Annotated in this window: 23 protein-coding genes and 1 rRNA gene; 17 read left to right on the forward strand and 7 right to left on the reverse strand. The window is 60.1% G+C overall.

Annotated features, from left to right (window positions below):
- Positions 1–44 precede the first annotated feature (44 nt).
- Positions 45–590 (forward strand): spermidine N1-acetyltransferase, encoded by a 546-nt coding sequence (speG, locus tag B2J69_RS22040; protein WP_033791956.1) that lies wholly within the window; start codon positions 45–47, stop codon positions 588–590.
- Positions 591–596: 6 nt separating this feature from the next.
- On the opposite strand, the gene B2J69_RS22045 is transcribed toward speG, so the two are convergent.
- The 4 genes from B2J69_RS22045 to B2J69_RS22060 form a co-directional block, all read right to left on the reverse strand.
- Positions 597–1,016, reverse strand: coding sequence for a peptidase associated/transthyretin-like domain-containing protein (locus tag B2J69_RS22045; RefSeq protein WP_081142406.1), 420 nt, complete (start codon positions 1,014–1,016; stop codon positions 597–599).
- 85 nt (positions 1,017–1,101) lie between these two features.
- Entirely contained in the window at positions 1,102–2,037 is a 936-nt protein-coding gene (gene mmuM, locus B2J69_RS22050; RefSeq protein ID WP_081142408.1) for a homocysteine S-methyltransferase, read from the reverse strand.
- Entirely contained in the window at positions 2,027–3,433 is a 1,407-nt protein-coding gene (gene mmuP / locus B2J69_RS22055; RefSeq protein WP_081142410.1) for an S-methylmethionine permease, read from the reverse strand. Before mmuP ends, mmuM begins: the two co-directional genes overlap by 11 nt.
- Positions 3,434–3,567: 134 nt before the next feature.
- A complete protein-coding gene (locus tag B2J69_RS22060; protein WP_081142412.1) occupies positions 3,568–3,903 on the reverse strand; it encodes a DUF2002 family protein in 336 nt (111 codons plus the stop codon).
- Positions 3,904–4,055: 152 nt separating this feature from the next.
- Here B2J69_RS22060 and B2J69_RS22065 point away from each other — a divergent pair, with 152 nt between their 5' ends.
- From B2J69_RS22065 to emrB, 12 genes are all read left to right on the forward strand, one after another.
- Entirely contained in the window at positions 4,056–4,373 is a 318-nt protein-coding gene (locus tag B2J69_RS22065; protein ID WP_081142414.1) for a DUF883 family protein, read from the forward strand.
- 303 nt (positions 4,374–4,676) lie between these two features.
- Positions 4,677–4,919, forward strand: coding sequence for a glutaredoxin-like protein NrdH (nrdH, locus tag B2J69_RS22070; protein ID WP_081142416.1), 243 nt, complete (start codon positions 4,677–4,679; stop codon positions 4,917–4,919).
- A gap of 4 nt (positions 4,920–4,923) precedes the next feature.
- On the forward strand, positions 4,924–5,337 hold the full coding sequence (gene nrdI, locus B2J69_RS22075) for a class Ib ribonucleoside-diphosphate reductase assembly flavoprotein NrdI (protein WP_081142418.1): 414 nt from the start codon (positions 4,924–4,926) through the stop codon (positions 5,335–5,337).
- Entirely contained in the window at positions 5,307–7,445 is a 2,139-nt protein-coding gene (gene nrdE, locus B2J69_RS22080; protein ID WP_081142420.1) for a class 1b ribonucleoside-diphosphate reductase subunit alpha, read from the forward strand. Before nrdI ends, nrdE begins: the two co-directional genes overlap by 31 nt.
- Positions 7,446–7,453: 8 nt before the next feature.
- On the forward strand, positions 7,454–8,413 hold the full coding sequence (gene nrdF / locus B2J69_RS22085; RefSeq protein WP_081142449.1) for a class 1b ribonucleoside-diphosphate reductase subunit beta: 960 nt from the start codon (positions 7,454–7,456) through the stop codon (positions 8,411–8,413).
- Positions 8,414–8,796: 383 nt separating this feature from the next.
- Entirely contained in the window at positions 8,797–9,993 is a 1,197-nt protein-coding gene (proV, locus tag B2J69_RS22090) for a glycine betaine/L-proline ABC transporter ATP-binding protein ProV (protein ID WP_081142422.1), read from the forward strand.
- The gene (gene proW, locus B2J69_RS22095; RefSeq protein WP_081142424.1) at positions 9,990–11,129 is read left to right on the forward strand and encodes a glycine betaine/L-proline ABC transporter permease ProW; all 1,140 of its coding nucleotides are present in this window, start codon (positions 9,990–9,992) and stop codon (positions 11,127–11,129) included. The genes proV and proW overlap by 4 nt, the downstream gene beginning before the upstream one ends.
- A gap of 58 nt (positions 11,130–11,187) precedes the next feature.
- Positions 11,188–12,186 (forward strand): glycine betaine/L-proline ABC transporter substrate-binding protein ProX, encoded by a 999-nt coding sequence (proX, locus tag B2J69_RS22100; RefSeq protein WP_081142427.1) that lies wholly within the window; start codon positions 11,188–11,190, stop codon positions 12,184–12,186.
- 145 nt (positions 12,187–12,331) lie between these two features.
- Entirely contained in the window at positions 12,332–13,519 is a 1,188-nt protein-coding gene (locus B2J69_RS22105) for an MFS transporter (protein WP_081142429.1), read from the forward strand.
- 316 nt (positions 13,520–13,835) lie between these two features.
- Positions 13,836–14,366: a transcriptional repressor MprA gene (gene mprA, locus B2J69_RS22110; RefSeq protein WP_081142432.1), complete on the forward strand. Its 531-nt coding sequence runs from the start codon at positions 13,836–13,838 to the stop codon at positions 14,364–14,366.
- 147 nt (positions 14,367–14,513) lie between these two features.
- Positions 14,514–15,686: a multidrug efflux MFS transporter periplasmic adaptor subunit EmrA gene (gene emrA / locus B2J69_RS22115; RefSeq protein WP_081142434.1), complete on the forward strand. Its 1,173-nt coding sequence runs from the start codon at positions 14,514–14,516 to the stop codon at positions 15,684–15,686.
- A 16-nt stretch (positions 15,687–15,702) separates the two neighbouring features.
- On the forward strand, positions 15,703–17,238 hold the full coding sequence (gene emrB, locus B2J69_RS22120) for a multidrug efflux MFS transporter permease subunit EmrB (protein WP_081142436.1): 1,536 nt from the start codon (positions 15,703–15,705) through the stop codon (positions 17,236–17,238).
- A gap of 36 nt (positions 17,239–17,274) precedes the next feature.
- On the opposite strand, the gene B2J69_RS22125 is transcribed toward emrB, so the two are convergent.
- Positions 17,275–18,393, reverse strand: coding sequence for a tRNA/rRNA methyltransferase (locus B2J69_RS22125; RefSeq protein WP_081142438.1), 1,119 nt, complete (start codon positions 18,391–18,393; stop codon positions 17,275–17,277).
- Positions 18,394–18,552: 159 nt separating this feature from the next.
- Here B2J69_RS22125 and trxC point away from each other — a divergent pair, with 159 nt between their 5' ends.
- The 4 genes from trxC (at position 18,553) to pssA (ending at position 24,018) form a co-directional block, all read left to right on the forward strand.
- Positions 18,553–18,972 carry a thioredoxin TrxC gene (gene trxC, locus B2J69_RS22130; RefSeq protein WP_081142440.1) on the forward strand — a complete coding sequence of 140 codons (420 nt, stop codon included), beginning with the start codon at positions 18,553–18,555 and terminating at the stop codon, positions 18,970–18,972.
- 106 nt (positions 18,973–19,078) lie between these two features.
- Positions 19,079–19,777 (forward strand): tRNA-uridine aminocarboxypropyltransferase, encoded by a 699-nt coding sequence (locus tag B2J69_RS22135; RefSeq protein WP_081142442.1) that lies wholly within the window; start codon positions 19,079–19,081, stop codon positions 19,775–19,777.
- Between the two features lie 110 nt (positions 19,778–19,887).
- A complete protein-coding gene (locus tag B2J69_RS22140) occupies positions 19,888–22,545 on the forward strand; it encodes a bifunctional acetate--CoA ligase family protein/GNAT family N-acetyltransferase (protein WP_081142444.1) in 2,658 nt (885 codons plus the stop codon).
- A gap of 117 nt (positions 22,546–22,662) precedes the next feature.
- A complete protein-coding gene (pssA, locus tag B2J69_RS22145) occupies positions 22,663–24,018 on the forward strand; it encodes a CDP-diacylglycerol--serine O-phosphatidyltransferase (protein WP_081142446.1) in 1,356 nt (451 codons plus the stop codon).
- 45 nt (positions 24,019–24,063) lie between these two features.
- Here the strand turns inward: pssA and B2J69_RS22150 are convergent, their stop codons facing one another.
- Together B2J69_RS22150 and rrf are read right to left on the reverse strand one after the other, a co-directional pair.
- The gene (locus B2J69_RS22150; protein ID WP_081142448.1) at positions 24,064–25,371 is read right to left on the reverse strand and encodes an MFS family transporter; all 1,308 of its coding nucleotides are present in this window, start codon (positions 25,369–25,371) and stop codon (positions 24,064–24,066) included.
- Positions 25,372–25,524: 153 nt separating this feature from the next.
- A 5S ribosomal RNA gene (rrf, locus tag B2J69_RS22155) occupies positions 25,525–25,638 on the reverse strand; the annotation flags it as partial.

Below are 25,638 nucleotides of genomic sequence, written 5' to 3' on the forward strand. Positions count from 1 at the left end.
GGGCACGCTATACTCGCGCGTAATCTATCAGCAATGAGGCTTTTATGACGGTTAAGCTACGCCCGCTGGAGCGGGAAGATCTCCATTTCGTTCATCAGCTGGACAACAACGCCAGCGTAATGCGCTACTGGTTTGAAGAGCCCTATGAGGCGTTCGTCGAACTCTCCGACCTCTACAACAAACACATTCACGATCAAAGCGAGCGCCGCTTTGTCGTCGAGCACGACGGCCAGAAAGCAGGGCTGGTGGAGCTGGTGGAGATCAACCACGTGCATCGCCGCGCCGAGTTTCAGATCATTATCGACCCGGCGCATCAGGGCAAAGGGCTGGCGAGCCAGGCGGCGAAGCTGGCGATGGAGTACGGTTTTTCAGTGCTGAATCTCTACAAGCTCTATCTGATCGTCGATCAGGAGAATGAGAAGGCGATCCACATCTACAGCAAGCTGGGGTTTGAGACCGAGGGCGTGCTGAAGCACGAATTCTTTATCAACGGCGAGTACCGCAACACCATCCGCATGTGCATTTTCCAGCATCAGTTTCTGGAGCGGTTTCGCTCAGGCGGCGCGATGGTGAAGCCCACCGCGCAGTAACGCCCGTCAGCCGCGCGCACCGACTGGATTAAGGAAGGGACGTGGATGCTCCGGCTGCAGGTTGTACATGCCGCCGTTGAAGGGATCGACCAGCAGCCAGCCGGGAAAACCGCCCAGCGGAATATTGCCAAGCAGATACCAGAGGTTGGCTTTGCCTTCGATCGGCAGCGTTACCGGCACGTAGCCCGGGCTTTCCAGCATCACCTGATAGTGCTTCTTGCCGAAATAGCGGCCGGTCGACTTCGCCAGATCCACGGTTTGCGGCGTGTAGCCCTCCGCCACCGACCGTCCATCCTCATCCTGTATCGTAAAGCGCGCGCCCTGCGGCTGAGAGTCGATACGCACCGCCTGGCTCGACGAGCCGACAATCGAGGCGCAGCCGCTCAGCAGCAGCGCGGCGGCAAGGATAACAAGTCGCAGTTTCATGAAGGGATCCGCTAAAGAGTCAGAAAGGGCAGTGTAAACCGCCCTTGTGTTGTTAATCGCCTTAGCATCGCCTGTTTTCTGCGCTTTATTGCGGTTGACAGTCGTGCACAAGCGCGGCGATATCCTGCGGCGTGGTGCGGCAGCAGCCGCCGATCAGCCGTGCGCCGGCGGCGCGCCACTCGGGCAGTTTGTCGTGCAGCGTGCAGCCCGACGGCGCAGAGTGCCAGCTTTTGCTCACGGGGTCATACTGCTCGCCGGAGTTGGGATAGACCACCAGCGGCTTGCTGGTCAGCGCCTGCAGCGCGGCCAGCGCCAGCGTCGTCTGCTCCAGCGCCACGCAGTTGATGCCCAGCGCGACAACCTGCGGCTGGGCGTGCAGAAAGGCCGCTACCTCGCGCAGCGGCGTACCGTCGCTGATGTGCTGCGCGTCGCGCAGCGTAAAAGAGAACCACGCCTGCGCGCCGGGGAACTCCGCCAGCAGCGCCACCAGCGCCTGCGCCTCGGCGAACGAGGGCAAGGTTTCACACGCCAGCAGATCCGCGCCCGCCGCCAGCAGCGCCTGCACGCGCGGACGGTGAAACGCCTTCATCTCCGCTTCGGGCAGCGCATAATCGCCGCGATACTCCGCGCCGTTGGCGAGAAAGGCGCCGTATGGCCCGACCGATCCCGCCACCAGCAGCGCGGCCTGGCTGTGGCTTGCGGCGCGATAGTCGTCGCGCGCGCGTCGCGCCAGCTCAACGCTGCGGGCGATCAGCTGCAGCGACTGCGCCTCGTCCAGCCCGCGCGCGGCGAAGCCCTGCGGCGTCGCCTGGTAGCTGGCGGTGATGGCGACGCGCGCCCCGGCGGCGAAATAGTCATGGTGCACCTGATAGATCAGCTCGGGGTTTTCCATTAACACCTTTGCCGACCAGAGCGCGTCCGCCAGATTGCAGCCGCGCGCCTCCAGCTCTGTTGCCAGCGCGCCGTCCAGAATAAGCGTGCTGTTTTCAGCCAGCGCCTGCGCCACGGAATTATGCTGCATCATTGGCCTCCTCAGCCTGCGATTTTTTATGGGTTGCAGCGTAAACCGCATAGCAGAGCAGCACAAAGGGAATGCCGCACCAGAGCGCGATGCGCTGCGAAGGATCGAACGCCAGCCCGACGCACGCCAGCAGGCAGAGCACGAAGCCGAGTATCGGCGTCAGCGGGTAGAATGGCGCGCGGTAGACCAGCTCGCTCAGCGCCCTGCCCTGCGCCAGATGACGGCGGCGGAACATGTAGTGCGAGGCGCAGATGCTGAGCCAGACGGCCACCACCGCGAAGCCGGAGATGGCGGAGAGCGCGACAAACACCGTGTCCGGCGCGATAACGCTGGAGAGCAGCGCCAGCACGCCGCCCAGCATGCTGACGGTGATCGCCAGCTGCGGCACGCCGCGTTTATTGACGCGGGCGAAGCAGCGCGGCAGCGTCTTCTCATTCGCCAGCGACCAGAGCATGCGCCCAGAGGCGTAGAGCCCGGAGTTTGCCGCCGAGAGGATCGCCGTCAGGATAACGAAGTTAACAATATCGGCCGCGTAAGGAATCCCGATCTTCTCAAATACCACCACAAAGGGGCTTTTGACGATCCCCGCCTGGTCCATCGGGATCAGCGCCGCCAGCACCAGCACCGTGCCGACAAAGAAGATAATCAGCCGCGCCACCGTGGTGCGGATCGCCAGCGGCAGCACCTTCTGCGGATTTTCAGTTTCCCCGGCGGCGATGCCGATTAGCTCGGTGCCGGAAAAGGCGAAGTTAACCGCCACCATGGTCATGATAATCGGCAGGATGCCGTGCGGCAGCCAGCCGTGCTGGGTGAGATTGCTCAGCCCCGGCGCGGCGCCGCCCGCTTTCAGTGGAATAAAGCCGAACATCGCCGCCGCGCCCAGCACGATAAAGGCGATGATGGTGACGACTTTGATCAGCGAGAACCAGAACTCCCCTTCGGCGAAGAAGCGCGTGGAGATGATATTCAGCAGGTAGATAGCGACGCAGAACAGCAGACACCAGATCCACACCGGCACCTGCGGAAACCAGTACTGCATGCAGAAGCCCGCGGCGGTAAAGCTGGAGCCGAGCGCCACCGTCCAGGTGAGCCAGTAGAGCCAGGCGACGGTGTAGCCGGTGGCCGGGCTGAGATAGCGCGCCGCATAGACGTGGAACGCGCCGGTTTCCGGCATCGCCACCGACAGTTCGCCCAGACAGACCATCACCAGCCAGACCACCAGCGCGCCGATCAGGTAGGCGAGCAGCGTGCCCGCCGCGCCGGTGGTGGAAATGATATAGCCGGTATTAAAGAACAGCCCGGTGCCGATGACGCCGCCCAGCGACAACATCACCAGATGGCGTGTTTTCATGGTGCGCTTAAATTGATCCCGTGACGGGTTTTCCTGCTCGCTCATCTTTTACCCATATGGACGTCTAAACATCTATATGGCAGGTTTATACGCGTCGCTGCGCGGAATTGCAACGTGGGAAAAGATAAGGTTTTGCTAAAAAAAGACGCCTTGCCCCGCGCTGACGGGGCGGGCTGTTGTCAGCCGAAGACGCTTTGCAGATAGCGCTCCAGCGCGACGCGCGAGCTGAAACCGTGGGGAATACCGTAGTGCTCCTGCGACTCGCCCGCCAGATAGAGCGGAAAACGCGTGTAGTGATCGCAGGTTTTGACTTCAGACGCCGGCTCGGCAAACGGCTGACTTTTCTCTTTTAGCGTGGGGTGGATCACCAGCGCCGTGCGTCCCATACGGGCTTCGCGGTTAACGTAAACATAGCTGTCGCCACGGCGATAACCGTAGGCTTTCGGCGTGACCTCATCGACTTCAAATCCCGCCTTTTCCAGAACGCGCGCTACCTCATCGGGTCGTAAATACATGCTCTCTCCTCTCTTCTTTCAAGCCTCGCAACCTTACAACAGCACGCCGCCATGCGGCTTTCGGAATTTCCCTAAACCCCGGTCCTGCCGATGCGTTTATCCGCGTATCGTCTACACTCAGTATTACGTTTAAAATCAAAGGGAGCGAAAAAATGTTTAATCGAACCACTAAAAACGATGACATTGATGTTAACCAGGATGTGAACGATCTCGCGGATTCGCTGGAAGCGCTGCTGAAATCCTACGGCAGCGAAGCGAAAGATGAAGTGGACTCTGCGCGCAGCCAGGCGCAGGCGCTGCTGAAGCAGACGCGCGCGAAGCTGAACGGCGGTCATAATCGCGTGTCTCAGGCCGCGCGCGACGCAGGCACCCAGGTCGATGCCTATGTGCATGACAAACCCTGGCACGGCGTCGGCATCGGTGCCGCTGTCGGGCTGGTGCTGGGCGCCCTGCTGGTCGGCCGCCGCTAACGCCGCGTAACAGATGAAAATCGGGCCTCGCCATCGCGAGGCTTTTTTTTGCGTTTTTTTTAGCCGCCCGCCTTTACAAAAAAATTTCCTTTTACGTCGACCCGCATGCGGCCTGGCGTTAGCAGGATTTTAGCGCTTATTAGTCTAAATCCCTATATCTGGTATGCTTGAATTAATCAGGCACTATATCTAGTATTCACTCTATCACCCAGACACAAGATGCGAGCCGCAGCAACGCCACAAACAGAGGCGTAGACGACGCTAACCCATCACCCTGTCCATGAGCAAAGGTAAATACGAATCATGCGCATTATTATTTACACTAAAGATAACTGTGTCCAGTGCAACGCCACTAAAAACGCGATGGATCGTCAGGGCATCGACTATCAGCTGATCAACCTCGACGTGCAGCCTGACGCCATCGACAGCCTGAAATCCCTCGGCTACCGCCAGGTGCCGGTGGTGATGGCGGACAGCGATCACTGGAGCGGCTTCCGCCCGGATAAAATCGCCGGCCTGCGCCAGCTCGCGGCGGCAGGAGAATAATCCCATGTTTCCACTGGTCTATTTTTCCAGCCAGTCGGAGAACACCCACCGGTTTATTACCCGTCTGGGCCTGCCGGCGCGCCGCATTCCGCTCGACCTCGCCGCACGTCTGCAGCAGCAGCAGCCCTACATTCTGGTGGTGCCGAGCTATGGCGGCGGCGGCAGCCGCGGCGCGGTGCCCAGACAGGTGATCCACTTTCTTAATGATGAATCGAACCGGCGCGGCATTCGCGGCGTGATCGCAGCGGGCAACCGCAATTTCGGCGAGGCTTACTGCCTGGCCGGCGACATTATCGCGCAGAAATGCCAGGTTCCCGTGCTCTACCGCTTTGAGCTAATGGGAACGCCGGAAGACATCGCCACGGTTAAAGCGGGAGTAACTCAATTTTGGCAACAACAGACACCCTCAATGGCGTAGCGCTCGACTACCACGCGCTGAACGCCATGCTGAATCTTTATGATGCCGACGGCCGCATCCAGTTCAGCAAAGATCAGGAAGCGACGCGCCAGTTCTTTCTGCAGCATGTCGCGCCGAATACGCTCGCGTTCGCCAGCGCGGCGGAGCGTCTGCGCTATCTGGTGGCGGAAGGCTACTACGAAGCGGCGGTGCTGAATCAGTACGACTTCGACTTTCTCTGTCGCTTCCATGACGAGGCGGCGGCCTGGGGCTTTGAATTCAAAACCTTTCTCGGCGCGTGGAAGTTCTACACCAGCTATACGCTGAAGAGCTTCGACGGCAAACGCTATCTGGAAAGCTTCGAACAGCGCGCCTGTATGGTGGCGCTGACGCTGGCGCAGGGCAGCGAAACGCTGGCGCGCGCGCTGCTGGAAGAGATGCTGAGCGGGCGTTTCCAGCCGGCGACGCCGACCTTTCTCAACTGCGGCAAACAGCAGCGTGGCGAGCTGGTCTCCTGCTTCCTGCTGCGCATCGAAGACAACATGGAGTCGATTGGCCGCGCGGTGAACTCGGCGCTGCAGCTCTCTAAACGCGGCGGCGGCGTGGCGTTTCTGCTCTCTAACCTGCGCGAAAACGGCGCGCCGATCAAACGCATCGAAAACCAGTCGTCGGGCGTGATCCCGGTGATGAAGATGCTGGAGGATGCCTTCTCCTACGCCAACCAGCTCGGCGCGCGTCAGGGCGCGGGCGCGGTCTGGCTCAACGCGCACCATCCCGACATCCTGCGCTTTCTCGACACCAAGCGGGAAAACGCCGATGAGAAGATCCGCATCAAGACGCTGTCGCTCGGCGTGGTGATCCCTGATATCACCTTCCAGCTGGCGAAAGAGAATCGCCAGATGGCGCTCTTTTCGCCCTACGACGTCGAGCGGATTTACGGTCAGGCGTTCGGCGATATCAGCATCAGCGAGAAGTATGAAGAGATGGTGGCGGACGACCGCATCCGCAAAAGCTGGATCGCGCCGCGCGACTTCTTCCAGACGCTGGCAGAGATCCAGTTCGAGTCGGGCTATCCCTACATCATGTATGAGGACAGCGTAAACCGCAGCAATCCAGTCGCCGGGCGCATCAATATGAGCAATCTCTGCTCGGAGATCCTGCAGGTCAACAGCGCCAGCGAGTTCAACGAGGATCTCAGCTATCGTCGCATCGGCAAAGATATCTCCTGCAACCTGGGCTCGCTGAATATCGCGCACGCTATGGACTCGCGCGATCTCGCCAATACCGTGGCGGTGGCGGTGCGCGCCCTGACGGCGGTGTCCGACATGAGCCATATCGGCTCGGTGCCGTCGGTCGCGGAAGGCAACCAGCGCTCGCACGCCATCGGCCTGGGTCAGATGAACCTGCACGGCTATCTGGCGCGGGAAGGCATCGCCTACGGTTCGCCGGAAGCGCTCGATTTCACCAATCTCTATTTCTACTGCGTTACCTTCTACGCGCTGCGCACCTCTAATCAGCTGGCGCAGGAGCGCGGGCAGCGTTTCGACGGCTTTGAACGCTCGGCCTACGCCAGCGGCGCTTATTTCGATAAGTATGTCGAGCGCGACTGGCTGCCGCGCACCGAACGCGCGGCCGCACTGTTCGCCGCCGCCGGCATCACGCTGCCGACCCGCGCCGACTGGCAGGCGCTGCGTGAATCGGTGATGACGCACGGGCTATACAATCAGAACCTGCAGGCGATTCCGCCTACCGGCTCGATCTCCTATATCAACCACGCCACGTCAAGCATTCACCCGATTGTGTCGCGCATTGAGATCCGCAAAGAGGGGAAAACCGGACGCGTTTACTATCCGGCGCCCTTTATGACTAACGAGAACCTGGAGCTTTATCAGGACGCCTATCAGATTGGGCCTGAGGCGATTATCGACACCTATGCCGAAGCGACGCAGCATGTCGATCAGGGGCTGTCGCTGACGCTGTTCTTCCGCGACGACGTCACCACGCGTGACATTAACAAAGCGCAGATTTACGCCTGGAAGAAAGGCATCAAAACGCTTTACTACATTCGACTGCGCCAGATGGCGCTTCAGGGCACGGAGGTGCAGGGCTGCGTTTCCTGCGCGTTGTGATGAAAACTATGCGACTACAACAGATTCAGGCCATTAACTGGAACCGCCTTCAGGACGAGAAAGACCTGGAGGTGTGGAACCGTCTGACCAGCAACTTCTGGCTGCCGGAAAAGGTGCCGCTCTCCAACGATCTGCCCGCGTGGCAGACGCTGAACCCACAGCAGCAGCAGCTCACTATCCGGGTGTTTACCGGTCTGACGCTGCTCGACACCATTCAGAACGTGATCGGCGCGCCGGGCCTGATGCCGGATGCGCTGACGCCGCATGAAGAGGCGGTGCTCTCCAATATCAGCTTTATGGAGGCGGTGCACGCGCGATCCTACAGCTCGATTTTCTCGACGCTGTGCAACAGCAGCGACGTGGACGCCGCCTATCAGTGGAGCGAAGAGAATGAGGCGCTGCAGAACAAGGCGCGCATCATACTTGAGCACTACCGCGCCGACGATCCGCTGAAGAAAAAGATCGCCAGCGTGTTTCTCGAATCGTTTCTGTTCTACTCCGGCTTTTGGCTGCCGATGTACTGGTCAAGCCGCGGCAAATTGACCAATACCGCCGATCTCATCCGGCTGATCATTCGCGACGAAGCGGTGCACGGCTACTACATCGGCTACAAGTACCAGCAGGCGCTGGAACAGGTGGATGACGCGCGCAAAGAGGCGCTGCAGCAGTTCGCCTACGATCTGCTGCTGGCGCTGTATGAGAATGAGGTCGCCTATACCGAGGCGCTCTACGCCGACGTCGGCTGGGCGGAAGAGGTAAAAACCTTTCTGCACTACAACGCCAACAAGGCGCTGATGAATCTGGGCTACGAGGCGCTGTTCCCGGCGGAGCTGACCACGGTGAACCCGGCCATTCTCGCCGCGCTGTCGCCAAACGCCGATGAAAATCACGACTTTTTCTCCGGCTCCGGCTCCTCCTACGTGATGGGCAAAGCGGTAGAAACCGAAGACGAAGACTGGGACTTTTAACCCTCTGGCGTCGGGCCGGTCGCGGCCCGACGTTATTCTTCTTTCCGCCCGTCTGGCCGCCCAATATTCCGGCGAAAGCCGCTAATTATTTCCCTGCTATTCCGCTTTCATAACGCGTTAATTTCCTTTTTTCACCCTCTCATTTTCTGACAATTTTCTGCTTTTCAGTGTCAAATCCGCATAATTTGATCTCACACCGGGAAAAAATTTGTTCCCCCTTATCCCTTGTGAGCACTGGGAATTCTGCGCTTCACGCCTGCTATTCCGCCATGAATATCGCCATTCAGGGTTGTCAGATAATGTCAGTGTGTTACGGTATGAGCCGCTTAAATTTAACCGGGAAAGCTGAACTTCAATTAATTAAATCAGGACTTCATCACTGCATGGCAATTAAACTTGAAGTAAAAAACCTTTATAAAATATTTGGGGAAAACCCCGATCGCGCATTTAAATATATAGAGAAAGGGGAAGGCAAAGAGACAATACTGGCAAAAACCGGGTTGTCGCTCGGCGTCAAGAACGCCAGTCTGGCCATTGAAGAAGGCGAAATCTTCGTCATCATGGGACTCTCCGGCTCTGGAAAATCGACCATGGTTCGCCTTCTCAATCGTCTGATAGAACCCACCCGAGGTCAGGTCATCATCGACGGCGTCGACATCGCTAAAATATCCGACAGCGAACTGCGCGACGTGCGCCGAAATAAAATCAGCATGGTGTTCCAGTCATTTGCGCTGATGCCGCATATGACCGTGCTAAATAATACCGCCTTCGGCATGGAATTAGCCGGCGTGGCGCTGGCGGAACGTCAGGAAAAAGCGCTGGATGCGCTGCGTCAGGTCGGGCTGGAAAATTATGCTCACGCGTATCCCGACGAACTTTCCGGCGGCATGCGTCAGCGCGTTGGATTAGCCCGCGCGCTGGCGATTAATCCCGATATTTTGCTGATGGACGAGGCGTTTTCCGCGCTCGATCCGCTGATCCGCACCGAAATGCAGGATGAGCTGGTAAAGCTGCAGGCGAAACACCAGCGCACCATTATTTTTATTTCCCACGATCTCGACGAAGCGATGCGCATCGGCGACCGCATCGCCATTATGCAGGGCGGCGAAGTGGTGCAGGTGGGTACGCCGGACGACATCCTGAATAACCCGGCCAACGACTATGTGCGCACCTTCTTCCGCGGCGTCGATATCAGCCACGTCTTTAGCGCAAAAGATATCGCGCGCCGCAGCGCGGGCGCGCTGATCCGTAAAGCGCCCGGCTTCGGCCCGCGCTCCGCCATCAAACTGCTGCAGGATGAAGATCGCGAATTTGGCTATGTGCTGGAGAAGCAAAAGTTTGTCGGCGTGGTCTCTACCGACTCGCTGAAAGCGGCGCTGGCGGCAGGCGAAGGGCTCGACAGCGCCCTGCTCGACGCACCCACCGCCGTTCCCTCCGATACCTCGCTGAACGATCTGCTCGGCCACGTCGCACACGCGCCCTGCGCTGTGCCGGTGGTGGGCGAAGAAGATCAATACGTCGGGATTATTTCCAAAGGCATGTTGTTACGCGCTTTAGATCGTGAGGGAGCTTCATCATGAGTGAACAGAACAGTAATCCGTGGGAGAGCGCCAGTGCTGCGCCTCAAACCGACGCCGCCGCGCAGACGAGCAGCGATCCCTGGTCCGGCGCAGGCGATGCCGCGCCCGCCAGCAGCGCCGCTGACGCCTGGGGCACCCCGGACGGCGGTGCCGCGCATGACGCCGCCACCAGCAGCAGCGACTGGCTGGCCAGCGCCCCGGCGCCGCAGCCGGAGCATTTCAACCTGCTCGATCCCTTTCACAAGACCCTGATCCCACTCGATCGCTGGGTAACGGAAGGCATCGACTGGGTGGTGACCCATTTCCGACCGCTGTTTCAGGGCATTCGCGTGCCGGTGGACTACATCCTTAGCGCCTTTCAGCAGCTGCTGCAGAGCCTGCCCGCGCCGGTGGCGATTGTAGTGTTCGCCCTGATCGCCTGGCAGATCGCCAGCCCGGCGATGGGCGTCGCGACGCTGATTTCGCTGGTGCTGATCGGCGCTATCGGCGCCTGGTCGCAGGCGATGGTGACGCTGGCGCTGGTGCTGACCGCGCTGCTGTTCTGCATCGTTATCGGACTGCCGCTCGGCATCTGGCTGGCGCGCAGCGAGCGTGCGGGCCGCATCATCCGTCCGCTGCTGGACGCGATGCAGACCACGCCGGCGTTCGTCTATCTGGTGCCGATCGTGATGCTGTTCGGCATCGGCAACGTGCCTGGCGTGGTGGTGACCATTATCTTCGCCCTGCCGCCGATGGTGCGCCTGACCATTCTCGGCATCAAGCAGGTGCCCGCCGATCTGATCGAGGCCAGCGAATCCTTTGGCGCCAGCCCGCGTCAGATGCTGTTCAAGGTGCAGCTGCCGCTGGCGATGCCCACCATTATGGCGGGCGTCAACCAGACGCTGATGCTGGCGCTGTCGATGGTGGTGATCGCCTCGATGATCGCTGTCGGCGGGCTGGGCCAGATGGTGCTGCGCGGCATCGGCCGTCTCGATATGGGACTGGCCACCGTCGGCGGCGTCGGCATCGTGATCCTCGCCATTATCCTCGACCGTTTAACCCAGTCCGTGGGTCGCGACGGTCGCAGCCGAGGCAGCCGCCGCTGGAGCCATAGCGGCCCGATTGGCCTGCTGACGCGCCCTTTCCGTAAAGCCTGATTTTTCGGGCGGCCCGTCGCGGTCGCCCGCCTCGCAACGCCGACAATAAGGAATAACTATGCGCAAGACCGCACCTCTTTTCGCCGCCGTACTGACCACGTTCGCCCTCTCCCACGCCGCCGCGGCCGATCTGCCGGGCAAAGGCATTACCGTTAAGCCGGCGCAGAGCACCATCGCCGAAGAGGGTTTTCAGACGCTGCTGGTGAGCCGCGCGCTGGAGAAGCTGGGCTACAGCGTCGAAAAGCCGAGTGAAATCGACTACAACGTCGCCTATACCTCGATGGCCTCCGGCGACATTACCTTCGTCGCCACCAACTGGCAGCCGCTGCACGACGACATGTACAACGCCGCGGGCGGCGATAAAAAGTTCTATCGCGCTGGCACCTATATTTCTGGCGCGGCGCAGGGCTACCTGATCGACAAGAAAACCGCCGAGCAGTATCACATCACCAATATCGCCCAGCTGAAAGATCCGAAAATCGCGCAGCTGTTCGACAGCAACGGCGACGGCAAGGCGGATATGACCGGCTGCACGCCGGGCTGGGGCTGCGAAGCGGTTATCAATCATCAGAACAGCGCCTTCGGCCTGAGCGATACCGTCACCGCCAATATGGGCAACTACTCGGCCATGGTGGCCGACACGCTGGCGCGCTTTAAGCAGGGCAAGCCGATCCTCTACTACACCTGGACGCCCTACTGGCTGAGCGACGTGCTGAAGCCGGGCCGCGACGTGGTCTGGCTGCAGGTGCCGTTCTCCTCGCTGCCGGGCGCGCAGAGCAAGGTCGACACCAGGCTACCGAACGGCGCCAACTACGGCTTCCCGGTTAATACCATGCATATTGTGGCGAACAAAGCCTGGGCGGAGAAGAACCCGGCGGCGGCGAAGCTGTTTGCCGAGATGAAGCTGCCGATTAGCGACATCAACGCGGAAAATGCGGCGATGCACGCCGGTCAGGCGTCCGAGGCGGATATCAATCGCCATGTCGACGGCTGGATCAAGGCCCACCAGCAGCAGTTCGACGGCTGGATCAAAGAGGCGCTCGCGGCGGCGAAATAAACGCGACTCCTTTCGGGGCGGAACTCTCCGCCCCTTCGCTGCTCAGCGAACCGACTGGTACGTCCTGTCAATTTACACATTAATGAAATAGTTTTTTGGGTTACTATTACCCGATTATGATTATTACAACCTGCCTTAACTGTCCATGAATGCAAATCGCCCAAGCCTGACGCCCGCGCTGGTGCTGCTGATGTCTCTCGCCACCGGCCTCTCCGTGGCAAGCAACTACTATGTGCAGCCGCTGCTGCATACCGTCGCCAACGATTTTGGCCTCTCCGTCAGCCTGGCAGGATTTATCGTCACCACGGCGCAGCTCGGCTACGCCTGCGGCCTGCTGCTGCTGGTGCCGCTCGGCGATATGCTGGAGCGCCGCGCCCTGATCGTCGGCATGAGCCTGCTGGCTGCGGGCGGCATGGTGATCACCGCCACCTCCTCCTCTTTTACTTTGCTGCTATTGGGCACGGTGCTGACCGGGCTGTTCTCGGTGGTGGCGCAGATTCTGGTGCCGCTCGCCGCGACGCTGGCGGCGCCGGAGAAGCGCGGCAAAGTGGTGGGCACGGTGATGAGCGGCCTGCTGCTCGGCATCCTGCTGGCGCGCACCGTGGCGGGCGCGCTGGCGCAGCTCGGCGGCTGGCGCACCGTTTACTGGGTCGCCAGCGCGTTAATGGTGCTGATGGCGCTGGCGCTGTGGCGTTTTCTGCCGCAGGTGAAACAGTCGGTGTCGCTTAACTATCCGCAGCTGCTGAAGTCGATTTTCCAGCTCTACCGGGCGAATCGCGTTATCCGCACCCGCGCCTGGACCGGCTGCCTCTCTTTCGCCAACTTTAGCGTGCTCTGGACCTCGATGGCGTTTCTGCTTGCCTCGCCGCCCTATAACTACTCGGAAGGCGAAATCGGCCTGCTGGGTCTGGTCGGCGCGGCGGGCGCGCTGGCGGCGCGTCAGGCGGGATCGCTGGCGGACAAGGGCAAAGCGCGGCTTACCACTTCGCTGGGCCTGCTCATTATGCTCGCCTCCTGGGGCATGACGGCGCTGGGCGCGCACGCTTTAACCGCGCTGATCGTCGGCATTCTGCTGCTCGACCTGGCCGTTCAGGGCGTACATATCACCAACCAGAGCGTGATCTACAGCCAGATGCCGGAGGCGCGCAACCGCCTGACCGCTGGCTATATGACCAGCTATTTTATCGGCGGCGCGTGTGGGTCGGTGCTTTCCGCCAACGCTTTTCATATCGCCGGCTGGTACGGCGTCTGCGCCGCTGGCGTGGTAATGACGCTGCTCAACCTGCTGATCTGGTGGCGCGGCTACCGCTTCGAAACGCCCTTAAGTAAGTAAATAAAATGCCAAAAAAGTGATTGAGTCTGGTCACGAATGGTTAGTTTTGTTATGGTTAGCAGCAAATTTATTCACAGAAGTTATTTTTTCTTGCGAAATTATTTAGCAAACAAAAAGTTTCTTCCCGTTTTGATAACGCGTCCTGCGGCCGAAGGCGGCAGCGAGCGAGGGTTTTGTGCCCAGGGTTACGGATTGACCTGGAAACACCTGATGACGACAGTGTGATCTTCTGAACAATTGCGCGGAGTAAAAATGACTACGCTTAATCTGTCACCATCGTTACTATATTAGCTGCAACTAGTGAGGTTTTTTTATAATGGAAAGTTCGTTTACTCCCATTGAACAGATGCTTAACATCCGCGCAAATCGCCACAAAGATTTCCCGCTGCACGAAATCATTTTGACGCGTCTGTGCATGCACATGCAGGGGAAGCTGCTGGAAAACCGCAACAAGATGTTAAAGGCGCAGGGAATTAACGAAACCTTATTCATGGCGTTGATCACCCTGGACGCGCAGGAAAACCAGAGCATTCAGCCGTCTGAGCTGAGCGCCGCGCTGGGTTCTTCGCGCACCAACGCAACGCGCATCGCCGATGAGCTGGAAAAACGCGGCTGGATCGAACGTCGCGAGAGCGACAACGATCGTCGCTGCCTCCACCTGCATCTCACCGAAAAAGGCAACGAGTTCCTGCGTCAGCTGCTGCCGCCTCAGCATCAGAGCCTGCAGTATCTGTGGTCTTCACTCTCCACAGACGAAAAATCGCAGCTGGAAGGCATCACGCGTAAGTTGCTCAATCGTCTCGACAAAATGGACGAAGATCAGGTCATCGCTTCCCTCTCTCGTTAATAGCAAGAACTGCGACACAATCACCTGTCGAAACCGTTATTTTAATCCCCTTTTATCCGGCCAGCGCTCTGTCGCTGGCTTTTTTCGACTCGGGCTCCGTGAAAGGGACGATCGCGCCCCGATCCTATGAAACAGTTGGAGAGTGAGATGAGTGCAACTGCGGAGGCGCAAAGCCCGCAACAGCCAGCCAATAAAAAGAAGACGCGTAAAAAAGTGCTGCTTCTGCTGGCGCTGCTTTTTGTGCTGGCGGGCATCGCATGGGGCGTTTACTGGTTCCTGGTGCTGCGGCACTTCCAGGAAACAGACGACGCCTACGTGGCGGGAAATCAGGTGCAGGTAATGGCGCAGGTGTCGGGCAGCGTCAATAAAGTCTGGTTTGACGACACCGATTTCGTCAAAAAAGGCGACGTGCTGGTGTCGCTGGATAAAACCGACGCCGAGCAGGCGTTTGAAAAAGCGCAGACCGCGCTGGCTACCAGCGTGCGTCAGACGCATCAGCTGATGATCAACGCGAAGCAGTATCAGGCGAGTATCGCGCTGCAGCAAACCGCGCTGGCGCAGGCGGAAGCCGATCTGAAACGCCGCGAGCCGCTGGGCGCCTCTAATCTTATCGGACGTGAAGAGCTGCAGCACTCGCGCGACGCGGTCGCCACCGCAAAAGCGCAGCTCGACGTGGCAGTGCAGCAGTATAACGCCAATCAGGCGATGATCCTCAACACCTCGCTGGAGGAGCAGCCAGCGGTGAAACAGGCCGCCGCGGAACTGCGCGACGCCTGGCTGGCGCTGCAGCGCACCGATATTCGCAGCCCGATGGACGGCTATGTGTCGCGCCGCAGCGTGCAGGTCGGTTCGCAGATCGACACCAGCAGCGCGCTGATGGCCGTGGTGCCCGCCACCAATCTGTGGATCGACGCCAACTTTAAAGAGACGCAGCTGGCGGGCGTGCGCATTGGTCAGGACGCCACGGTGGTGGCGGATATCTACGGCGACGACGTGGTCTACCACGGCAAAGTGGTCGGCCTGGATATGGGCACCGGCAGCGCCTTCTCGCTGCTGCCTGCGCAGAACGCCACCGGCAACTGGATCAAAGTGGTGCAGCGTCTGCCGGTGCGTATCGAGCTGAATCAGGACGATATCGTCAAGCATCCGCTGCGCATTGGCCTGTCGACGCTGGTGAAAATCGATACCACCAACGCCGACGGCAGCGTGCTCGCCACCAGCGTTCGTCAGCAGGCCGCCTACAGCAGCAATGCGCTGGCGATCGATCTGGCGCCGGCGAATCAGCTGATCGCGGATATCGTTCGCGCCAACGCCGGATGATGACGCGGAGGCTGTTATGGCACAAAAACCGCTAGAAGGCGCGCCGCTGGTCCTGATGACCATTGCGTTGTCGTTGGCGACCTTTATGCAGGTGCTGGACTCGACCATCGCGAACGTGGCGATCCCGACCATTGCCGGCAATCTGGGCGCCTCTAACTCGCAGGGCACCTGGGTGATCACCTCGTTCGGCGTGGCGAACGCCATCTCCATCCCGATTACCGGCTGGCTGGCGAAGCGCATCGGCGAGGTGAAGCTCTTTACCTGGGCGACGGTGCTGTTCGCCCTCGCCTCCTGGGCGTGCGGCATGTCGGAAAGCCTGGAGATGCTGATTTTTTTCCGTATTCTTCAGGGCATCGTGGCGGGCCCGCTGATCCCGCTGTCGCAGAGTTTGCTGCTGAGCAACTACCCGCCGGCCAAACGCAGCATCGCGCTTTCGCTGTGGGCGATGACGGTGATCGTCGCGCCGATCTGCGGCCCGATCCTCGGCGGCTGGATCAGCGATAACTATCACTGGGGCTGGATCTTCTTTATCAACGTGCCGATCGGCGCCGTGGTGGTGATGCTGACGCTGCAGACGCTGCGCGGCCGCGAGACGCGCACCGAGGTTCGCCCGATCGACGTGGTGGGTCTGGTGCTGCTGGTGGTGGGCATCGGCTGTCTGCAGGTGATGCTGGATCGCGGCAAGGAGCTTGACTGGTTTAACTCCACCGAGATTGTGGTGCTGACGGTGGTCGCTGTGGTGTCGCTGGCGGTGCTGCTGGTGTGGGAGCTGACCGACGACCATCCGATTGTCGATCTGGCGCTGTTTAAGTCGCGCAATTTCACCATCGGCTGTCTCTCGATCAGTCTGGCCTATATGCTCTACTTCGGCTCGATTGTGCTGCTGCCGCAGCTGCTGCAGGAGGTCTATGGCTACACCGCCACCTGGGCCGGGCTGGCGTCGGCGCCGGTAGGGATTATCCCGGTGATCCTTTCGCCGATTATCGGCCGCTTCGCCCATAAGCTGGATATGCGCCGGCTGGTGACCTTTAGCTTTATTATGTACGCCATCTGCTTCTACTGGCGCGCCTACACCTTCGAGCCTTCAATGGACTTCGGCGCGTCCGCCTGGCCGCAGTTTATCCAGGGGTTCGCCGTCGCCTGCTTCTTTATGCCGCTCACCACCATCACTCTGTCCGGGCTGACGCCCGATCGGCTGGCGGCGGCGTCGAGCCTGTCGAACTTTGTGCGCACCCTGGCGGGATCGATTGGCACCTCGATTACCACTACGCTGTGGACCAATCGGGAGTCGATGCATCACAGCACCTTTAGCGAATCGATTACGCCTTATAACCCGAACGCGCAGCAGATGTATCAACAGCTGGAAGGCATGGGCATGTCCCACCAGCAGGCGTCGGCCTATATCGCGCAGCAGATTACTAATCAGGGATTGATCATCTCTGCCAATGAGATCTTCTGGGCGTCGGCTGGGGTGTTTTTGATTCTGCTGGTGCTGATCTGGTTCGCTCGCCCGCCGTTTGGTTCCGGCAGCGGCGGCGGCGGCGCGCACTAAACGCAGCAACAAAAACGGGCCTTTCGGCCCGTTTTTTTATGCGTTCTGTCGCCACCATTCGGCAAGCAGAATGCCGGTGGCCACCGAGACGTTAAGGCTCTCGACGTTGCCGGTGCCGCCGATAGAGAGGCTGATATCGCCCTGCTGGAAGGCGCTGTCGGAGAGGCCTTCGCGCTCCTGGCCCAGCACCAGCACCATCTTCGCCGGCAGCTCGGCCTGCGCCAGCGGCGTGCCCTGATGGCTTGAGGTGGTGACGATGGTATAACCCGCTTTGCGGAACGCTTCCAGACCGGCCGCGAAGCTTTCGCCGCTGATCGCCTGAACGTGTTCGGCGCCGCCTTCAGCGGTGCGCACCGCCGCGCCGGACTCCAGCAGCGAGGCGTCGTTCACCAGCAGACCTTTCGCGCCGAAGTGCGCGCAGGTGCGCATAATGCCGCCCAGGTTGTGCGGGTTGCTGACATCTTCCAGCGCCAGCACGCAATCTTTCTCACCGGCCTGGCTCAGCCACTCGCTGACCGCCATGCCCAGACGTTTTTTAATAATAAAGCAGACGCCGCCGTGATGCTCGGTGCCGGACGCCTTCGCCAGCTCAGCGTCATCCACGACGTGATAGGCTTTGCGGTTCGCCGCCAGCCAGCGCAGCGCTTCGCGGAAACGCGGCGTCACGCTCTGCACGAACCAGGCGCGAACGATCGCTTCCGGACGACTCTGGAACAGCGCCTGACAGGCGTTTTCACCATAGACGCGCGTCTCTTCCTGACGCTGGCGACGGATCACTTCTGGATCGATCGCGACTTTGCCGCCCTGCTCCGGCTGTGCGTCGTCAACGGGCGCGCGTTCGCTCGGCGGACGCGACACGGTGCGCCAGGGCGAAAAAGCCTCGTCGCTGCGCGGTCTGCGGCTGTTTTCTTCGCTGCGTGGCCGACGGCTGCCTTCCTCGCTGCGCGGTTTACGGCTGCCTTCGTCGCTGCGCGGCTTGCGGCTGGCGCCCTCTTCGCTGCGGCGGCCAGAGGAACGACGCGAATCTTCCTGACGGGCTGGGCGGCCACCCCCTTTACCGGTACGCGGGTTCGGCGCGCGTGAGCCTGACTCGCCCTCATCTCGCACGTACATCACTTTTACCTTGCCACTTTTGCCTTTAAATTCGTCGTTCATCTGTTCCTCCTGCATTGAGAGCGCGAAGATTACCTGATGTATTAGCGCTTAGCTATCAACTATTGAACCTATTGGACAATCCAGTTTGAGGGCTGTTCGCAACCTTCTCATAATGGACAATATTTACAAAAGTGACACCTGCAACCCCCCGAGGTATCTATGAATACGGTATGTGCTTCCTGTCAGGCAACCAATCGCGTTCCGCAAGAGCGCGTGGCCGATGGAGCAAAATGCGGTCGCTGCGGCAGCGAACTGTTTAATGGTGAAGTGGCAAACGCCACCGCCGAAACGCTGGATAAATATCTGCAGGACGACCTGCCGGTCGTGGTGGATTTCTGGGCGCCGTGGTGCGGTCCCTGCGTGAACTTCGCGCCGGTGTTTAAAGAGGTGGCGCAGGAGCGCAGCGGTCAGGTGCGTTTCGTTAAGGTGAATACCGAAGCGGAGCCCGCGCTGAGCAGCCGTTTTCGCATCCGCAGCATCCCGACCATTATGATCTTCAAAAATGGCGAGATGGTAGACATCCTCAACGGCGCGATGCCGAAATCGCCCTTCAACGAATGGCTGGATGAATCGCTGTAACGCCTGCGATAACGCATCCTGTCAGCACACTCAGGCCAGCCGCGCTGGCCTTTTTCTTTTCCCGCGCGCTTCGATTACAATAGCGTTTTCCTTCTCTTGCTAAGCCATGACTGATAACGCCGTTCTCCGCCTGCGTGCGCAACGCCTTGCTCGCGCCACTCGCCCTTTTCTTGCCAGAGGCAACCGCGTCGTGCGCTGCCAGCGCTGTTTGCTGCCGCAAAAAAACTGCCTGTGCGCCACCATCCAGCCGCAGCGCGCGCGCAGCCGTTTTTGCCTGGTGATGTTCGATACCGAGCCGATGAAGCCGAGCAATACCGGCCGGCTGATCGCCGATATTCTGCCGCAGACCGACGCATTCGGCTGGTCGCGCACCGAACCCGATCCCGCGCTGCTGAGCGCGGTCGCCCATCCTGACTATCAGCCGATGGTGGTGTTTCCCGCCTCTTACGCCGATCCCGGCCGCGAGGTGCTGACCGCGCCGCCGCTGAGCGGCAAACCGCCGCTGTTTATTATGCTCGATGGCACCTGGACCGAGGCGCGCAAAATGTTCCGTAAGAGTCCCTGGCTCGATGCGCTGCCGGTGATGTCGCTAAACGTTACCGCGCCGTCGCGCTACACGCTGCGCGAGGCCCACGGCGAAGGCCAGCACTGCACCGCCGAGGTCGCCGCCGCGCTGCTGGCGCAGGCGGGAGATGACGCCGCCGCGCAGGCGCTGCAGCGCCATTTCGACCATTTCCGTCACGCCTATCTGGCGGGCAAGCCGCACCATCCCGCCCATTGCGCCTCGCAGGCCGACACGACCTAGCGCCGGCCTGCGCAGGCAAAAACCTGCCGACCTCGCAGCCTGCGATCGCCGAACCGGCAAAGCGGCTAAAAAGCGATTACAATCACGCCATTCGACCAGGGGAGAGTGGGATGAGCCAACGCGGACTGGAAGCGCTGTTACGACCTAAATCGATTGCGGTTATCGGCGCGTCCGACAGGCCAGGGCGTGCCGGCCACTTTATGATGCGTAATCTGCTGGCGGGCGGCTTTAGCGGCCCTGTGATGCCGGTGACGCCTAAGTACAGAGCGGTCAGCGGCGTGCTCGCGTGGCCCACCATCGCCAGCCTGCCGTTCGCGCCCGATCTGGCGGTGATCTGCACTCATGCAAAACGTAATCTGGAACTGCTGCAGCAGCTGGGCGAGAAAGGATGCAAGGCCTGCATTATTCTCTCCGCGCCCGCCAGCCAGCTGGAGGAACTCAAGGGCTGCGCGGCGCAGTGGCAAATTCGTCTGCTGGGGCCCAATAGCCTCGGGCTGCTCGCGCCCTGGCAAGGACTTAACGCCAGCTTCTCGCCGGTGCCAATCGAAAAAGGCCGTATCGCCTTTATCTCCCAGTCGGCAGCGGTCTCCAACACCATTCTCGACTGGGCGCAGCAGCGCAATCTGGGCTTCTCCTGGTTTATCGCGCTGGGCGACAGCCTGGATACCGACGTTGACGATCTGCTCGATTTCCTGGCGCGCGACGGCAAGACCAGCGCCATTCTGCTCTATCTCGAACACCTCAGCGACGCGCGGCGGTTTGTTTCAGCCTCGCGCAGCGCGTCGCGCAATAAACCTATTCTGGTGATTAAAAGCGGCCGCAGCCATCAGGCGCAGGCGCTGCTTGGCACCCATAGCGGACTGGACGCCGCCTGGGATGCGGCCATTCAGCGCGCCGGCCTGCTGCGCGTGCAGGACACCCATGAGCTTTTTACCGCCGTTGAGTCCCTTAGCCATATGCGCCCGCTGCGCGGCGACAGGCTGATGATCGTTAGCAACGGCGCCGCGCCCGCCGCGCTGGCGCTCGACGAACTCTATGCGCGCAACGGCAAGCTCGCCTCGCTGAGCGACGACACGCTGACGGCGCTGGCCGCGCTGCTGCCGGAAGGCGTGGGACGCGGCAATCCGCTTGACCTGAAAGATGACGCCACGCCGCAGCGCTATGTCGACTGCATTAACATCTTGCTGGGCAGCTATGAGCTGGATGCGCTGATGATCGTTCACGCGCCCAGCGCGGTGGCGCCCGCCACCGAATCGGCGGAGCAGATCATTCAGGCTATCGCGGCGCATCCGCGCGGCAAGCAGGTGACGCTGTTAACCAACTGGTGCGGCGAGTTCTCGTCGCAGGCGGCGCGCCGCGCCTTTACCCAGGCGGGGATCCCCACCTGGCGCACGCCGGAAGGCACCGTCACGGCGTTTATGCATCAGGTGGAGTATCGCCGCAATCAGAAACAGCTGCGTGAAACCCCGGCGCTGCCCGCGAGCCTGACGCAGGACAGCGCGCAGGCGCATCAGCTGCTATCGCAGGCGCTGGCGCGCGGCGTCACCACGCTGGACACCCATGAAGTGCAGCCGATACTGCAGGCGTACGGCCTGGCGACCCTGCCCACCTGGATTGCCGGCTCGAGCGAGCAGGCGGCGGCGATAGCCGAACAGATTGGCTATCCCGTGGCGCTGAAGCTGCGATCGCCCGACATCGCGCACAAATCTGAAGTTCAGGGCGTGATGCTCTACCTGCGCAACGGCGCCGAAGTGCAGCAGGCAGCCGACGCCATCGTCGATCGCGTTAAGAAGACGTTGCCGCAGGCGCGCATTGAAGGCCTGCTGGTGCAGAGTATGGCCCATCGCGCCGGCGCACAGGAGCTGCGCGTGGTGGTGCAGCAGGATGCGCTGTTCGGCCCGGTGATTTTGCTCGGCGAAGGCGGCGTTGAGTGGCAAGCGGATAAACAGGCGGCGGTCGCGCTGCCGCCGCTCAATATGACGCTGGCGCGCTACCTGGTGATACAGGCGATTAAGAGCGGCAAAATCCGCCGTCGCGGCGGGCTGGAGTCGCTGGATATCCCGGCGCTCAGCCAGCTGCTGGTGCAGGTCTCCAACCTGGTGGTGGATTGCCCCGAGATCCAGCGGCTCGACATTCATCCGCTGCTGGCGGCGGGCAGCGAGTTTACCCTGCTTGACGTCACACTCGAGCTGGCGCCGTTCAGCGGCGACAACGCCGCGCGGCTGGCGATACGCCCCTATCCGCAGCAGCTGGAAGAGTCGGTCACGCTAAAAGACGGACAGCGCTGCGTGTTCCGCCCTATTCTGCCGGAAGACGAACCGCTGCTGCGCGCCTTTATCGCGCAGGTCACCAAAGAGGATCTTTATTATCGCTACTTCAGCGAGATCAACGAGTTCACCCATGAGGATCTCGCCAATATGACGCAGATTGATTACGACCGCGAGATGGCGTTCGTCGCGGTGCGCCAGCAGCAGACAAGCAGCGAGATTATTGGCGTTACGCGCGCCATTTCCGATGCCGACAATATCGACGCGGAGTTTTCCGTGCTGGTGCGATCCGATTTAAAAGGGCTGGGCATGGGACGACGGCTGCTGGAGAAGATGATCCGCTATACGCGTGAGCATGGTCTGCAGCAGCTCACCGGCATCACCATGCCGCACAATCGCGGCATGATCACGCTGGCGCGCAAACTCGGTTTCGGCGTGGATGTTCAGCTGGATGAGGGCATCGTCAGCCTGAATTTACCCTTACACAGGGACATCAGCTAACCTTGTAGAGAAAGGTAAAAAATGGCCGACCAGTGCAGGTTGATGTTATTATTTACCGTTATGACCCTGATTTGATGGCAAAAGGCCATGCAATGAACCGAGAAGAAGCGCACTGCGATGCTGACTAAATTCAAACGCAATAAGCATCAACAACACCTCGCACAGTTGCCGAAGCTGTCACAGTCCGCTGCGGATGTGGCAACTCTTTACTCGCCTGCCGATTTTCGTCGCACGCTGCTGGAAAAAATCGCCGCGGCGCAGCACCGTATCTGCATTGTCGCCCTCTATATGGAAAACGATGACGCCGGACGCGCGGTGATGGATGCGCTCTACGCGGCGAAGCGCGCCCGTCCCGAGCTGGATATCAGCATTCTGGTCGACTGGCATCGCGCCCAGCGCGGTCGCATCGGCGCGGCGCGCGGCGTCACTAATGCCGACTGGTACTGCGAGATGGCGACGCAGCACGCTGATATCGCCATTCCGGTTTACGGCATTCCGGTGAATACCCGCGAAGCGCTTGGCGTGCTGCACCTTAAAGGCTTTATTATCGACGACACGCTGCTTTACAGCGGCGCCAGCATCAATGACGTCTATCTGCACCAGCACGATAAATATCGCTATGACCGCTATCAGCTGATCCGCAACCCGCAGCTGGCCGACGCCATGTTTGAGTGGATCAACGTCAATCTTAAGCAGTCGGAAGCGGTCAACCGTCTCGATCGGGAAGAGCGCCCCTCCAGTCCGGAAATCAAAAATGAAACGCGCCAGTTCCGTCAGGATCTGCGCGGCTTCAATTATCAGTTTACCGGCGACGGGCATAACGAAGAGCTGACGGTGACGCCGCTGGTCGGGCTGGGCAAGCGCAGCCTGCTGAATAAAACCATTTTCCATCTGATGCCCTGCACCGAGCAGAAGCTGACCATCTGTACGCCCTACTTCAACCTGCCGGCGATTCTGGTGCGCAACATTATCCATCTGCTGCGCGAGGGAAAAGAGGTGGAGATTATCGTCGGCGATAAGACCGCTAACGACTTCTATATCCCGCCCGAGCAGCCGTTTAAAATTATTGGTGCGCTGCCCTATCTCTATGAGATTAACCTGCGCCGCTTTCTCAGCCGTCTGCAGTATTACGTGGATAACGGCCAGCTGGCGGTGCGCCTGTGGAAGGATGGCGAAAACAGCTATCACCTGAAAGGCATCTGGGTGGATGATGAGTGGATGCTGATTACCGGCAATAACCTCAATCCGCGGGCCTGGCGGCTCGACCTGGAAAATGCGGTGCTGATCCACGATCCGCTGCAGCAGCTTGCCGAGCAGCGCGAGAAAGAGTTAGCGCTAATTCGCACCCATACTCATGTGGTGAGCCATTTCCGCGATCTGGAAAGCATCTCTGACTATCCGGCGAAGGTGCGCAAGCTGATCCGCCGCCTGCGTCGTATTCGTATTGACCGCCTGATTAGCCGTATTCTCTGACGCAATGCCTGCGGCGGCCAGCGCCGCAGGCAATCCCCTTTCCCGCTACAGTCTGATGCCCTTGCCGCGCTTATGCAGCAGTAGTGATACCAGAAACGCCAGCGCGCCCATCGCCGACACATACCAGAAGAAGGTCGTCTCTACGCCCTGCTGCTTCAGCAGCAGCGCCACATACTCTGCCGAACCGCCAAAAATCGCGTTAGCCACGGCATAGGAAAGCCCTACGCCCAGTGCGCGTACCTCTGGCGGAAACATTTCTGCTTTCAGGATCCCGCTGATCGCGGTGTAGAAGCTGGTGATCAGCAGCGCCAGCATGATCAGGCAGAATGCGAGCGTCGGACTCTGCACGCTTTGCAGCGCGGTCAAAATCGGAACGGTGCAGATCGCCGCGCCCGCGCCGAAGATCAGCATCGATCCGCGTCGGCCGATTTTGTCGGAGAGCGCGCCGATAACCGGCTGGATCAGCATAAAGACCAGCAGCGCGCCGGTCATCAGCCCGCTGGCGCTTTTGGCATCCATTCCCGCCGTGTTCACCAGGTATTTCTGCATATAGGTGGTAAAGGTGTAAAAGCTCAGCGAACCGCCGGCGGTGAAGCCCAGCACCATTAAAAAGGCGCGCGTATGGTTGCGCAGCAGTCCGGTAATGCTGCCGGCATCTTTATGATGGCGGCTTTGATTATCAGAGGTTTCATGCAGCGAACGCCGCAGCCAGAGCGCCACGACGGCGAGGATTGCGCCGAGGAAAAAGGGGATGCGCCAGCCCCAGCTACGCAGATCCTCTTCGCTGAGGATAAACTGCAGCACCACCACCGTCAGCACCGCCAGCAGCTGACCGCCGATTAGCGTAACGTACTGAAAAGAAGCGTAGAATCCTTTACGTCCTTCCAGCGCCACTTCGCTCATATAGGTGGCGCTGGTGCCATATTCCCCGCCGACAGAGAGGCCCTGGAACATGCGCGCCAGCAGCAGGATCGCCGGCGCGGCGATGCCGATAGCGCCATAGCCAGGCAGGCAGGCGATCACCAGCGAGCCGAAACACATCATGCACACCGAAATAAGCATCGACTTTTTGCGGCCGTGACGATCGCCAATATAACCAAATAACCAGCCGCCGATGGGACGCATCAAAAAACCGGCGGCGAATACGCCAGCGGTCTGCAGCAGCTGCGTGGTGGTATCACCTTTAGGAAAAAAGACGTGCGCAAAATAGAGGGAGAAGAAAGAGTAGACGTAGAAGTCGAACCATTCGACCAGGTTGCCCGACGACGCGCCGACGATTGCCCAGACACGTTTTTTGCTGATCCCCTGCGCGTCTGTCGCGTGACGGGATGAGCGCGTATTATTTTCTGCCATGCGTTACCTCAAGTTCCTTGCTGATAAGCAGCGTTAAAACAATGAGTAAAGCATTTCAGCCACCTCAACGGAACGTAATCACGCGCCGGGTGCGGTAAATGTGACGCAAAGCAAAAAACCCTGACCGTGAGGTCAGGGTTATTGCAGTTGGATGCCTGGCAGTTCCCTACTCTCGCATGGGGAGACCCCACACTACCATCGGCGCTACGGCGTTTCACTTCTGAGTTCGGCATGGGGTCAGGTGGGACCGCCGCGCTAGTGCCGCCA

Source organism: Pantoea latae (assembly GCF_002077695.1).
In the GTDB taxonomy this organism is placed as follows: Bacteria; Pseudomonadota; Gammaproteobacteria; order Enterobacterales; family Enterobacteriaceae; genus Pantoea; species Pantoea latae.